At 72.1% G+C, this 13,938-nt stretch carries 7 protein-coding genes; 6 read left to right on the forward strand and 1 reads right to left on the reverse strand.

All coding sequences use genetic code 11. From position 1 onward, the window contains the following. The first annotated feature begins 3 nt into the window (after window positions 1–3). Together PKF00_RS07835 and PKF00_RS07840 are read left to right on the forward strand one after the other, a co-directional pair. The gene (locus PKF00_RS07835) at window positions 4–5,250 is read left to right on the forward strand and encodes a DNA repair ATPase (RefSeq protein ID WP_425582261.1); all 5,247 of its coding nucleotides are present in this window, start codon (window positions 4–6) and stop codon (window positions 5,248–5,250) included. Window positions 5,251–5,446: 196 nt separating this feature from the next. Then, a complete protein-coding gene (locus tag PKF00_RS07840) occupies window positions 5,447–6,277 on the forward strand; it encodes a phosphoribosylaminoimidazolesuccinocarboxamide synthase (protein ID WP_271216703.1) in 831 nt (276 codons plus the stop codon). 101 nt (window positions 6,278–6,378) lie between these two features. Here PKF00_RS07840 and PKF00_RS07845 read toward each other — a convergent pair whose 3' ends face one another. After that, complete coding sequence (locus tag PKF00_RS07845) at window positions 6,379–7,176, reverse strand: PP2C family protein-serine/threonine phosphatase (RefSeq protein ID WP_271216704.1); 798 nt, start codon at window positions 7,174–7,176, stop codon at window positions 6,379–6,381. 84 nt (window positions 7,177–7,260) lie between these two features. On the opposite strand from PKF00_RS07845, the gene PKF00_RS07850 reads away from it, so the two are divergent. The 4 genes from PKF00_RS07850 (at window position 7,261) to PKF00_RS07865 (ending at window position 13,878) form a co-directional block, all read left to right on the forward strand. Next, window positions 7,261–9,159, forward strand: coding sequence for an N-6 DNA methylase (locus tag PKF00_RS07850; RefSeq protein WP_271216705.1), 1,899 nt, complete (start codon window positions 7,261–7,263; stop codon window positions 9,157–9,159). A gap of 24 nt (window positions 9,160–9,183) precedes the next feature. Then, window positions 9,184–10,077 (forward strand): serine/threonine-protein kinase, encoded by an 894-nt coding sequence (locus PKF00_RS07855; protein ID WP_271216706.1) that lies wholly within the window; start codon window positions 9,184–9,186, stop codon window positions 10,075–10,077. A gap of 360 nt (window positions 10,078–10,437) precedes the next feature. Then, window positions 10,438–12,492, forward strand: a complete 2,055-nt coding sequence (locus PKF00_RS07860; RefSeq protein ID WP_271216707.1) for a hypothetical protein — start codon at window positions 10,438–10,440, stop codon at window positions 12,490–12,492. 243 nt (window positions 12,493–12,735) lie between these two features. Beyond that, window positions 12,736–13,878, forward strand: coding sequence for an inorganic phosphate transporter (locus tag PKF00_RS07865; protein ID WP_271216708.1), 1,143 nt, complete (start codon window positions 12,736–12,738; stop codon window positions 13,876–13,878). The last annotated feature ends 60 nt before the right edge of the window (window positions 13,879–13,938 follow it).

The following is a 13,938-nucleotide window of genomic DNA, read 5'->3' on the forward strand; positions in this document are numbered from 1 at the left end:
CCGGTGACGGAAAGCACCGTGGAGACCGCCCAGGCCGCCCCCGGCGGCCCGGGCGGCCCCGGCGTCGCCGTGGACGGCCACGCCGGCATCGAGGCGGGCACCTACGAGGTGCTCCGCGCCCGGCTGGGCGAGCAGGCGGCCGAGCTGGCCCGGCGAACCGAGACGCTCAACGCGCGACGCCTGGAGGTCTTCGGCGGGACCGAGCTGCGCCTGATCGGCACCGAGCGGATCCGTACGGAGAACAACTGCGTGCCCTGCGACGTCGTCGCGCTCGGCGGGACCTCCGACGCGGGAGGCGGCGGGCGGGGGCTGCTGCTGTTCGGCTACAACGTGTTCGTCGGGCTGAGGCCGGAGACCTCCGTCGACGACGTCTTCTCGACGCACACGTTCGTGCGGGGCGGGCAGGACGGCGGGACGGGCGAGGCGTTCAGGTTCGACCCTGCGCCGATGTTCCGCGACCCCCGCTTCGAGCGGGACTTCGCCGAGCTCTACCGGTACTACCGGGAGAGCCGCCTCGTCAGGCTCCGCCGGGTGGAGGACAAGCTGCTGGCCGTCTTCAGGACGGGCCCGCAGGACATCCGGGTGCTGCGCTGGCAGGTCGGCCTGGACGGCGGGCTCGCCTACGTCGACGACCGGGGCGAGCGCGACCACGTGCACCCGCCGTCGCACGACTTCGAGTGGACCCCGACCACGCGCGACGACCACGTGCTCGGCCGCCACCCGCACATCTCGATCCAGGGCGAGGTGTTCGTCGAGACCGTCGGCGGCGACCTCACCGTCAAGGTCGAGAACAACACCGAGACCGGCGAGGGCGTCTACCGCGAGCCGGTCGCCGAGGCGCTGCAGAGCCTCGCGGACGCCGACGTGCAGCACGCCAGGATCGGGCCGCTGATCCTGCTGCGTATCCGGCCGTACAACGAGACCGAGTGGCGGCACCTGGTCTTCAACACCCGGACCAGGGACGTGACCCGCCTCGACGCCATCGGGCAGGCCTGCCTGCGCCTGCCCGAGGACCAGGGGATCGTCTTCCCCGGCGGCTACCACCTGGCGACCGGGGTCGGCAAGACCTTCGACACCGACGTCTCGGGACTGGAGTTCGAACGCGTCATCCGCTCGGCCAACGGCGAGGACGTGCTCTACGTCTTCCACGCGCCCGCCGAGGGGCGGTCGCTGCTGCTGCCGTACAACATGATCCGCAAGGAGGTCTCGACCCCGCTCTCCTGTCACGGGTACTCCCTGTTCGACGACGGCACGCTGGTCGTCTTCAGGGCGACCTCGGACGAGCCGACCCGGGTCCACCCGATGCAGGTCTGGCAGACGCCGTACCTGTCGGACGTCCACGCCGCCGCCCAGCCCGCGGGGACCGGACCGCTGGAGCGGATCGGCAACGCGGAGCTGGTGCGCGGGATCTCCGACTGTCTGTCCGTGGCCAGGATGATCGACGAGATGGCGCCCTCGATCCCGGTCTTCGAGGCGCTGATCGCGGCCTGCGCCAGGGTCTTCGACCACTACCACTGGCTGGGCGAGCACGACCTGCGCGGCCCCCTCTCCGAGGTGCGCGCGACCGCGGAACAGGTCCTGGACGAGTTCGAGAAGGTCCAGGCACTGACCGGACAGGCCGCCTCCGCCCTGGAGTCCGCCGCCGAGGAGATCACCTCCCTGGTACGGCGGGCACGCGGCCAGGCCCCCCGCTCCGCCCAGGAGTGGGTGAGCCTGCTGTCGGAGCTGAGACGGGCGCAGGGACGCCTGGTGACCCTGCGCGAGCTGCGCTACGTGGACACCGGCGCGATCGACGGCCTGGGCGCGGAACTGGGCTCGGAACTCGACTCCGTCGCCAGGCGGGCGGCCGACTTCCTGGGTGGCGAGGACGCCTTCGCCGGATACCACGAGGAGGTGGAGCGGCTCGTCGGCGACGCCTCGGCCATCGCGACGGTCGCGGAGGCCGTCCCGGTCGGCGAACGGCTGACGGAGCAGGCCCAGGCCCTCGAGGTCGTGATCGAGGTGGTCGGCACGCTCGACATCGCCGACGCGACCGTGCGGACCTCGATCCTGGAGCGGATCGGCGAGGTGCTCGGCGGCGTCAACCGCGCCCGCGCCACACTGGAGGCGCGGCGCGGGGAACTGCTGGCCACCGAGGGGCGCGCGGCCTTCGCCGCCGAGTTCACACTGCTGGGGCAGGCGATCACCGGGGCGCTCGCGCTCTCGGGCACCCCGGAGCGGTGCGACGAGCAGCTCGGCAGGCTGATGCTCCAGCTGGAGGGCCTGGAGTCGCGCTTCGCCGAGTTCGACGACTTCCTCGCGCGCCTGGCCGCCAAACGGGAGGACGTCTACGAGGCCTTCTCCTCACGGCGGCAGGCGCTGCTCGACGAGCGCGCCCGCAGGGCCGAACGGCTGGCCGACTCGTCGACGCGCATCCTGGCCGCCGTGCGACGCAGGGTCGCGGGACTCGGATCGCTCGAGGAGGTCAACACCTACTTCGGCTCCGACCCGATGGTCGCCAAGCTGCACGGCGTGGCCGGGGAGCTGCGGACGCTGGGCGACCAGGTCAGGGCGGAGGAGCTCGAGGGCCAGATCAAGTCGGCCCGCCAGGAGGCGGGCCGTGCCCTGCGCGACCGGCTCGACCTGTACGCCGACGGCGGCCAGACCATCCGCCTCGGGCGGCACAGGTTCGCGGTCAACACCCAGGCCGCCGACCTCACGCTGGTGCCGTACGAGAACGGGCTGGCGTTCGCCGTCACCGGGACCGACTACCGCTCGCCGGTGCGCGAGGAGTCCTTCGCCGAGACCAGGCCGTTCTGGAACCAGCCGCTGGTCTCCGAGTCCGCTGAGGTCTACCGGGGCGAGCACCTCGCCGCCGCGGTCCTGGCCGCCGCGGAGTCGGGCGTCTCGGCGGCGGGCGAGCCCGCGCCCTCCCTCGACGCGCTCGACGAGGCCGCGGCGGTCGAGGGCGGCCTGCTGGAGATCGTGCGCGGGGCGGCGGAGGCCCGCTACGACGAGGGGTACGAGCGGGGCGTCCACGACCACGACGCCGCCGCGATCCTCGGGGCCCTGCTGCGGCTGCGCGCGGGCGCAGGCCTGCTGCGCTATCCCGCGGGCGCGCGGGCCGCCGCCCAGCTCTTCTGGGCCTTCGGGCTGGACGAGGCCTCCCGCGCGACGTGGACCACCAGGGCGGTCTCGCTGGCGCGGGCCCGGACGCTGTTCGGCCGGGTGGACGCGGTGGCCGAGACGCAGGCCTCGCTCGGCTCCGCGATCGCGGCCTTCGCGCGCGCCCTGCGCGGCGGCGACACCGACGCCCACACCGACGCCCACACTGACGGGGACGCCTTCGACCTCGCCGGGGAGTACCTCTTCGAGGAGCTGGCGGGCGGACCGCCCGGCTTCGTGACGAGCGCGGGGGCGCGGTCGTTGCTGGAACGCTTCGACCGGGCGCTGGGAGCCTCCCGCGAGGAGTTCGACGGTGAACTGCGGGCGCTCGGGGACGACCTCCCCAGACGCCACCAGCTCGCCGAGGCGTGGCTGAAGGCGTTCGAGCCCTCGGCCGAGCTGCCGGAGGCGGTGGCCGTGCTCCTGTGCGAGGTGCCCAGGCACGACTCCGCCGCGGCCCTGACGACCAGGGTCGAGGGCCTGCTCGGCGCGCACCCCAGGATCACCGGGCGCGGGCTCGACCTGCGCCTGGACGAGTTCCTCGCCAGGACGAGGGACTTCCGCGACCGGCGCGTCCCCGCCTACCGGGCCTACCAGAGGCGGCGCAACGACCTGGTCGCCGCGGAGCGGACACGGCTGCGCCTCGAGGAGCACCGGCCGAAGGTCATGAGCGCCTTCGTTCGCAACCAGCTCCTCGACGAGGTCTACCTGCCGCTCATCGGCGACAACCTCGCCAAGCAGCTCGGGGCGACCGGCGACGCCAGGCGCACCGACCAGATGGGCATGCTGCTGCTCATCTCGCCGCCCGGCTACGGCAAGACCACGCTCATGGAGTACGTGGCCAGCCGCCTCGGGCTGATCTTCGTGAAGGTCAACGGCCCCGCCCTGGGACACCTGGTGACCTCGGTCGACCCCGCCGACGCCCCGGACGCCACGTCGCGCCAGGAGGTCGAGAAGATCTCCTTCGCCCTGGAGATGGGCAACAACGTGCTGCTCTACCTCGACGACATCCAGCACACCTCGCCCGAGCTGCTGCAGAAGTTCATCTCCCTGTGCGACGGCCAGCGCAAGATGGAGGGCGTGTGGGAGGGCCGCAGCCGCACCTACGACCTGCGCGGCAAACGCTTCGCGGTCTGCATGGCGGGCAACCCGTACACCGAGTCGGGCAGGCGGTTCCGCATCCCCGACATGCTCGCCAACCGGGCCGACGTGTGGAACCTCGGCGAGGTGCTGTCCGGCAAGGACGAGCTGTTCGCGCTGAGCTACATCGACAACGCGCTCACCTCGAACCCGGTCCTGGCCCCGCTGTCCACCCGGGACCGGGGCGACATCCGCCTGCTGGTACGGCTGGCGCAGGGCGACCCGTCCGTCAGGGCCGACCGGCTCTCCCACCCGTACTCCCCCGCGGAGCTCGACCAGGTCCTCGCGGTCCTGCGCAAGCTGCTGCGGATCCAGCGGGTGGTGCTGGCGAGCAACAGGGCCTACATCGCCTCGGCGGCCCAGTCGGACGCCTCGCGGACCGAGCCCCCCTTCCAGCTCCAGGGCTCCTACCGGAACATGAACAAGCTCGCCGCCAGGGTCGTCCCGGTCATGAACGACGCCGAGCTTGAGGCGGTGATCGACGACCACTACCTGGGCGAGGCCCAGACCCTCACCTCGGGCGCGGAGGCCAACCTGCTCAAGCTGGCCGAGCTGCGGGGCGTCATGACGGCCGAGCAGACGGCCAGGTGGGCGGAGGTGAAGGCCGCCTACCGCAGGGCGCAGGCCCTCGGCGGAGCCGAGGACGACCCGATGACCAGGGCGGTCGGCGCGGTCGGCCTGCTGGCGGACCGGGTGAGCACGGCCATCGAACAGGCGGCCGACCGCCTGTCGCCGGCGCGACCGGGCCGGGGCGGCCAGGACGCGGCACCGGAGCACTCGAACCGGGGCGGCCTGGACGCGGGACCGGAGCGGTCGGCCCCGGACGGCGGAGGCGCAGGGCCTGAGCGGCAGGACCGGGACGGTCAGGAGGCGGGGGCGGCGAGCGGCGCCGGGACGCCGGGGGCGGGACCCGCCGCCACCCGCAGGAACCGCGCCCGTGGGGACGCCCTGCGGCCCTACGACTAGTCTGTTGGTGCCGATCAGCCCCGCACCTGCGGGGATGACCCGTCGGCGGGCACGTCGGTGACGGAGATCACGTAGTCGGCCCCGCGTCCGCGGGGGACGGTCCCGTCACCGGGTGAGGCGAGTAGGTGTCAACCAACGGCCGGCGGCTCCCACGCGACCGCCTGGCCGAGCAAGCACAGGGGACAGGGAACACACAGTGAAGCTTCTCCACTCAGGGAAGGTCCGCGACGTATACGAGGACCGGGGGGACATCGTCCTGGTCGCCTCCGACCGGGTCTCGGTCTACGACGTGATCCTGCCGACCCCCATCCCCGACAAGGGGAAGATCCTCACCCAGCTGTCGTTGTGGTGGTTCGAGCGGCTCGCGGACGTCGTGCCCAACCACGTCATCTCCGCCACCGACGTGCCCGCCGAGGTCGAGGGCCGCGCCGTACGGTGCAGGAAGCTGGACATGGTGCAGGTCGAGTGCATCGCCAGGGGCTATCTCACGGGGTCGGGGCTGAAGGAGTACCAGACGACCGGCGCCGTCTCCGGAGTCGAGCTGCCCGAGGGTCTCGTCGACGGCTCCAAGCTCCCCGAGCCGATCTTCACGCCCACGACCAAGGCGCCGCTCGGACAGCACGACGAGTTCATCACCTTCGAGGACGTCGTCGCCAAGGAGGGCGCCGACGTCGCCGCCGAACTGCGCAGGATCACCCTGGAGATCTACCGGCGCGGCGCCGAGCTCGCGCGTGAGCGCGGCGTCATCATCGCCGACACGAAGATCGAGCTGGGCCGGGCGTCCGACGGCACGCTGACGCTCGGCGACGAGGTGCTCACCTCCGACTCCTCGCGGTTCTGGCCCGCCGACGACTGGGAGCCGGGGCGTCCGCAGTTCTCCTTCGACAAGCAGTTCGTCCGCGACTGGGCCACCGGGAGCGGATGGGACAAGAAGGAGCCCGCGCCCGAGGTCCCCGCGGAGATCGTGGAGGTCACCAGGGCGCGCTACATCGAGGCGTACGAGCGCATCACCGGCAGGACCTGGTAGACCGTCGGCGGGGCGCCGGGAGACCGGCGCCCCGAACGGCCGCGGACGCGGCGCGGGCGGGCCGCCTCCGCGTCACCGCCGTCACCGTGCCCGGCGGCTCGTCAGGGAGTCAGCTTCCGCTCCGCGGCCGCGCCCACGACGAACCGGTTCGCCGAGACGGGATGGGCGCCGAAGTCGGCCACGATGCAGGTGATGTTGTCCGGGCCGCCGCCCCTGTTGGCGAGGTCGATGAGCCATCTGGCCGCCTCGTCGGGGTCGTCGATGTCGGTCAGCGTGTTGAAGAGGGTCTCGGGGCCGACCACGCCGGTCAGGCCGTCCGAGCACAGCAGGTAGCGGTCTCCCGGATGGGCCTCGCGCAGCGACAGGTCCAGCTCGCCGTCGCCGGTGCCCTCCAGGACCCGCAGCACCATGGAGCGGCGCGGATGCTCCGCCGCCTGCTCCAGAGTGATCCGCCCGTCGTCGACGAGCGACTGGACCAGCGTGTGGTCGTGGGTGATCTGGTAGAGGGCGCCGTCGCGCAGCATGTAGGCGCGGGAGTCGCCGACGTGCGCCAGGGCGAAGGACGCGCCGTCCCAGAGCATGGCGGTCAGGGTCGTGCCCATGCCGCGCAGCGTGGGATCGTGCTCGCTCATCTCCCGCAACCTGTGGTTGACGTCCCTGGCAGTACCCTTGATGGCCGCGACCAGGTCGACGCCGGTCGGCGGAAGGTTCTCGTCCAGCGCCGCGATGGCCGTGACGGCGACAGAGCTGGCGACCTCCCCGCCCGCGTGACCGCCCATGCCGTCCGCTATGGCGAGCAGGCGTGCACTCGCGTAGCCCGAGTCCTCGTTCGCCTCGCGGCGGACGCCGACATCCGAGCGGGCGGCGTAACGCAGTGCCGGTGCTTCGTTCAGTGCCATGAAGGCAGTAAAGCATTGGTTGAAGCACTTCACAAGCAAAGCTGTTGTAGACCGTTGCGGCACAGTCAACTACTCTGGCCCAGTATGGAGGAGAGCCAGGACATCACGGTGAACGCGGGCGACATCGCCCGGCTCGCCGCCGTCGGCCGTGCCGCGGTCAGCAACTGGCGCCGCCGCCACGATGACTTCCCCCAGCCGGTGGGAGGAACCACTTCCAGCCCGCTTTTCTCCCTGCCCGAGGTCGCCGCGTGGCTGCGCCGCAACGGCAAGACCTTCGAGGTCTCCCTCGGAGACCTGGTCTGGCAGCGGCTGCGCACCTCCGTCGACGACCTGCGCCTGGGCGACCTGGTGGGCAGGGTGGGCGCGTTCCTGCTGTTCCTGCACCGCGAGCCGGGGATCTGGCGCGAGCGGGGCAGGCGCTCCCTGACCCGCATGGCCGAGGTGACGGCCGACCTCCCCGGCTCCCCCGAGCTGCGCCTCGACGACACGGCGCTGCTGCGCCTGGTGGCCGAACTGGCCGCCGAGCGCGGCCCCCTGCGGGCCTTCGAGTTCCTCTGCGAGCGCTACGTCGAGGCCCACTCCCGCAGGCTCTCCGTCACCAGGGACGACGTGGCCGCGCTGATGCACCGGCTGGTCTGCCAGGACGGCGAGACCGTCCTCGATCCCGCCTGCGGCGTCGGCACCCTCCTGCTGCACGCGAAGAGCTCGCTCGGACAGGAGATCAACGAGACGAACGCCCTGCTCACCGCCGTTCGGGTACTGCTGCGCGGCGCCGAGGCTCGCATCGTCGCCGGCGACTCGCTCCGTGAGGACGGCCTCGCCGGCGAGCTGGCCGACGCCGTGGTCTGCGACCCGCCGTTCAACGAGCGCGCGTGGGGTTACGAGGATCTGACCGGCGACCCCCGCTGGGAGTACGGCCTGCCGCCGCGCGGGGAGTCCGAGCTCGCCTGGGTGCAGCACTGCCTGGCCCGCGTCCGGCCTGGCGGCCTGGTGGCGATCCTGATGCCGGCCGCGGCGGCGAGCCGCCGCCCCGGCAAGCGGATCAGGGGCAACCTGCTGCGCGCCGGGGCGCTGCGGGCCGTCGTGACGCTGGGCCTCGGCGGCCCCGACCTGTGGCTGCTGCGCCGCCCCGACGGCGAGCGGCCCCCGTCCCAGCTCCTGGTCGTCGACGCGAGCGAGGACCTGTCGGTCGTCGAGCCCGCCTGGCGCGCCTACCTGGCCGACCCCGAGGCGGAGCTGTCCGGCGACAGCCGTACCGTGCGGATCATCGACCTGCTCGACGACGAGGTGGACCTCAACCCCGCGCGGCACCGCCCGCAGCAGGGCGGCCCCGACTTCCTGCGCGACTTCACCGAGGCCCTCGACCGGTTCCGCGACACCTCGGCGAGGCTCTCCGACGCGCCCCCCGCCCTCGAACTGCTCGCCGAGCGCCAGGACCTGCCGACGACCACCGTGGGCGAGCTGGCCAAGGCGGGGCTGATCACCATCCTGCAGGCCCCGCCCAGGATGTCCGTCGACTCCGGCCCGCTGCCGGTGCTGACCTCCGACGACACGACCCTGGGAACCACCCCCTCCGGCAGGACCGTCCTGGACCCCGCGCTGGTCATGATCAGACCGGGCGACGTCGTGACCACCGTCATGGGCGCGGTCCGGGTGATCACCCGAGGCGGGGCGGCGCTCGGCCCGCAGCTCACGCTCTACCGGGTGGACCCCCAGCGGCTCGACGCGGACTTCCTGGCCGGGTTCCTCCGTTCGGCGGACGCGGCACGCGTCCACCCCAGCTCCAGCCGTCTCGACGTACGGCGGGCCAGGGTGCCGATGCTCCCCCTGGCCGAACAGCAGCGCTACGGCACGGCCTTCCGCGAGTTGTTCACGCTGGAGGACAGGTTGCGCGAGACGACGGCACTGGGGGAAACCTTGATCCGGCTAGGCTTTGACGGACTGGTTGACGGTCATCTCCGGCCGTGCGACCAAGGAGTGTGATTTCCCCAGGCTTGGGAGGGCCGGATGGTCATCGGCGACCGGTATGTGCTCGACGACCTCCCTCTCGGCCAGGGCGGCATGGGCGCTGTGTACGCAGGTCACGACAGACATCTCGACCGCAGGGTCGCCGTCAAGTTCCTGCGGCTGGTCACCGGCCCCGACGAGGAGCTGAAGCGGCGTTTCCTGCGTGAGGCGCGCATCCTGGCCAAGCTGGAGCACCCGGGAGCGCCCGTGCTCTACGACTTCGGCACCTTCGACCACCGGCTGTTCCAGGTGATGCAGTTCATCGCGGGAGTCACCGTGGCCGACCTGCTCAGCGAGCACGGCCCGCTCCCCGTGCCCTGGGCCGCCGCGATCGCCGCGCAGGCCTGCGCCGTGCTGGCGGCGGCGCACGCGCTGAGCATCTACCACCGCGACCTCAAGCCGACCAACCTGATGCTCTGCCCCGACGGCAGCGTCAAGGTCCTGGACTTCGGCCTCGCCATGCTCCGCGAGGCGGACTCGACCCAGTTCACCAGGGTCGGGCAGATCCTCGGCACGCCGGCCTACATGGCCCCCGAGCAGATCCAGAGCGGCGTGTCCGGTCCCCGCAGCGACCTCTACTCCCTGGGCTGTGTGATCCACGAGATGCTGACGGGCAAGCAGCTGTTCACCGGTCTCACCGAGTACGCCGTGTTCGAACGCCAGGTGAAGGAGCGCCCGCCGGCGGTGCCCGGCGTCCCCGCCGAGCTGAACCGCCTGATCCAGGACCTGCTGGAGAAGGACCCCGCGCGGCGTCCCTCAGGGGCCGACGTCCTCTACGAGCGCCTGCAGCCCTTCGCCGTCGACCTGCCGATGCTGCCCGGCTTCCTCAACCCGCCGTCCGTCCCCAGCCCCGGACGGATGTACGCCCGCGTGGTCGGCCGCGTCCTGGCCTGAACCCTGTTTATTGCGACGCCTGGTGGCGTCGCGGGCTTGGGCGCCCCCGAGTCGGCGTCTTCCCCTCGTCACTCCGTCGCTTCGCTCCTGCGTTCCTCACTCCAGACACCGACGCGCCCAAGCCGGGCCTCAGTCCAGACACCGACGCGCCCAAGCCGACAACCAGTCCCCGACCGGGGAGACAGGCCTGGTCCCGGGGCGGGCAGTGGGGCGGCGTCGCGGGCTTGGGGGCGTCGGTGGTGCGGGGTTCAGCGGTTCACAAGGCGATCCCAAGTCTCCGCTGGCACGCTGTGCGGGCTCACAGTGCAAGCAGAGAGAGTGACGCAACATATGTTCTCGGGGTCACGGTGGCGCACCGCGTTGACAGCGGTGGCCGCCTTCTCGTTGTCGGCGGGCCTGCTCGCCACCCCCGCGCAGGCGGCAGTCCCCACGGTCAGGGTGACGGGAGTGCAGTCGTCCCCCGTGAAGTACACCGGCCCCTGCCCTGCCTCGGTGACGTTCTCGGCCACGGTCTCCGTCAAGGGCGCCTCGACGGTGAGGTACCGCTGGGTGCGCGGTGACGGCAGCAGCGGGCCGGTGACCACCGTCCGGGCGGGCGCGAAGATCAAGCTCAGGGACCGGCAGACCTTCACCCGCTCGACCCGCGGCTGGCAGGCCGTGCAGGTGCTCAGCCCCGTGAAGCTGACGACCCGGCGGGCCGCCTTCTCCGTCTCCTGCGAGGGGCCGGAGGAGATCCACAGCCCGAAGCCCCCGTCGGGCGGGCAGCACCAGGCGCCGAAGGCGTCGGCGCGGGTGACCGGCGACAGCTACTCGGGTCCCTGCAGGGCTCCCGGCAGGACGCTGACCTTCTCGGGGACCGTCCAGGTCTCCCGGGTTCCCGCCGCGGTCTCCTACCGGTGGGCGGACAGTGACGGAGGCGTCGAGGCGCGGCAGGACCTGTGGTTCTCCGCCAAGGACTCCCCCCGGCGTACGGTCGGTTCGAGCCGCACGTTCCTGGCGAGCGCCTCGGGCAGCCGGTGGATCGAGATCCTGGACCGGGACGGCAGGGTGCTGAGCACCTCGAACCGGGCTCCGTACTCGGTGACCTGCGCGGCGACGCCCGCGCCCGCGACCGCGTCGGTGACCGGCCTCAAGGTGACCCCCGCGACCTTCCAGGGTCCCTGCACCGCCCCGGTCGACTTCACCTTCACCGCGGACGTCGCCGCGTCCAGGCCGACCGTCGTCACCTACGTGTGGCTGCGCGGCGACGGCACGAGGACGCCCGGCAGGTGGGAGTTCAAGAACGCCGGAGACCTGACCAGGACCGTCTCCCACACCTGGAGGGTGACCGACCCCGCCAAGCTGGCCGGCGGGTCCGCGTCGATCCGGATCACCTCGCCCGGCCGCTCGAAGGCGGGGCCCGTGGAGTTCACGATCAAGTGCCAGGGGCTGACCGCCACCGGCGACAAGGTGCTCTCCCCCACACCTCAGCCGTACACCGGCGTCTGCCCCGCGACCGTGAAGACCTCGGCGGCCGTCACCGTGACCGGCGGCCCCGCCACGGTCGAGTACTACTGGAAGTCCCCGGTCACCCCGGTGCAGCGGACGAGCGTCTCGGGAACGGCGACGCTCACCCGGGAGTGGTCGCAGACCTCGGACGCGACCGGCAGGAGCGGTCTGCTCGTACGCTTCCCCGACGGCCCCTGGATCGAGTCCGAGGGAGCCGACTGGTCGGTCACCTGCGAGGCCGCGGAACCCGAGGCCGTCACCGTCTCCAAGCCGGTCGTCACCACGTGGAGCGCGGGCGGGGGCGAGTGCACGACCAAGAACCCCTACCAGGTGAGCGCCGCGTCGATGGTCACCGCGCCCAAGGGGATGACCTTCCCCTTCGACCTCACCTACCGGTGGCGGTGGGCGGACGGCGGCTCCTGGCAGCAGGAGACCGTGAGGATCACCGGTTCCTCGGCTCAGCGGCTGCTCCACACCTGGTACACCTCCCGCAGCCAGGCCGGCAGGATCTTCGTGGACGTCCTCAGTCCCACGCAGGTGAGGTCCGAGGCCACCGAGTACTCCGTGACGTGCGACGGCAAGCCCCCGGTTCCGAACACCGGCGGCAGCGTGGTCTCGGTGACGGACCCCCGGATCACGCCGTCCTCCTACACCGGCGCGTGCCCGGTCGACCTGAAGGCCACCGCGACGATCACGGTCTCCGCCCCGACGGCGCAGCCCGTCGAGTACGCCTGGGTGTTCGACAACGGCACCTCGAGCCCCACCGAGAAGATCGACTTCCCGGCGGGCGGCCCCCTGACGAAGACCGCGGTGTGGGACTCGTGGCGGGCGATCAAGTCAAGCGGTCCGGTGACCGGCTACCTGGTGATCCTCTCGCCCAATCCCGCGGCCTCCGACACCGTCTCCTACAGCGTGAACTGCACCTGACCGGCGTGAACCGCGCCTGACGCGGAGCGGTCCGCGGCGTCCACGCGTGTGGCGTCGCGGACCGCCGGACAACGGCGGGCGCCGCGGCCCCCGGCACGGGACTCGAAGGGGTTCCGCACCGGGGAGCGGGCCGTCGGCCCCCGGTGATCGGAACACGGTGGCGGCGAGCCGTCCGAAGAGTGAATTCTCCAAATGGGAACTCACTCCGAGGGTTATTCACCACCGCACGGTCATAGAGCTGACATGGATGCCAACACCGTACTGCTGGGAGTCGTGGTGGCCACCGCGCTCGCCTTCGACTTCACCAACGGGTTCCATGACACCGCCAACGCCATGGCGACGTCCATCGCCACCGGGGCGTTACGTCCGAAGGCCGCGGTGGTCCTGTCGGCCGTGCTCAACTTCGCCGGAGCCTTCCTGTCCCTCGCCGTGGCGGCCACCATCGCCCAGGGCATCGTCGACGCCGGAGCCATCACCCTCACCGTGGTCTTCGCCGGGCTGGTGGGCGGCCTGGCGTGGAACCTCGTCACCTGGTACTTCGGCATCCCGTCGAGCTCGTCGCACGCGTTGATCGGCGGAGTCGTCGGGGCCACGCTGATCGCGGCGGGCCCCTCCGCCGTCAAGGGGGCGGGCCTGGTGTCGAAGGTGCTCATCCCCGCGGTCCTCGCGCCGCTCGCCGCCATGCTGGTCGCGGCCGTGGGAACGTACCTCGTCTATGTGACCACCAGGAACGTCCCCGACGGGATTCGCGGGCGGGGCTTCCGGTTCGGCCAGATCGGGTCGGCCTCGCTGGTCTCCCTCGCCCACGGCACGAACGACGCCCAGAAGACCATGGGCGTCATCACGCTCGCGCTGATCGCCAACGGCACGCTCGGCAAGGACGCCGGACCGCCCCTGTGGGTGATCGTCGCCAGTGCGACCGCGATCGCGCTGGGCACCTACCTCGGCGGCTGGCGGGTCATCCGCACGCTCGGCAAGGGCCTGACCGAGATCGAGACGCCGCAGGGCTTCGCGGCCGAGGGCTCCTCGGCCGCGGTGATCTTCGCCTCGTCCCATTTCGGGTTCCCGCTGTCCACGACGCACGTGTGCGCGGGTTCGGTGATCGGTTCGGGACTGGGCAGGCGTCTGGCGGAGGTGCGGTGGAACGTGGCGGGCCGGATGGCCGCCGCGTGGCTGCTGACGCTCCCCGCCGCGGCCCTGGTCGGCGCCGGGGCGTGGAAGGGCGTCGACCTCATCGGCGGCGCCTCGGGGGTGACGATCGTCTTCGCGCTGGCGCTGCTGGGCGCGGGCGGCCTCTATCTGGCCTCCCGCCGCACCTCGGTGAACGCCTCGAACGTCAACGACGACTGGACCGGGCGGCCCGCGACGGTGAAGGAACCGGTGTGAACGACCGCACCGGCCCGGACTCGCCGTGGAGGGTCGTGGTCGCGGCGTTCGCCGGGGGCG

Source organism: Streptosporangium carneum (assembly GCF_027922005.1).
GTDB classification, from domain to species: domain Bacteria; phylum Actinomycetota; class Actinomycetes; order Streptosporangiales; family Streptosporangiaceae; genus Streptosporangium; species Streptosporangium carneum.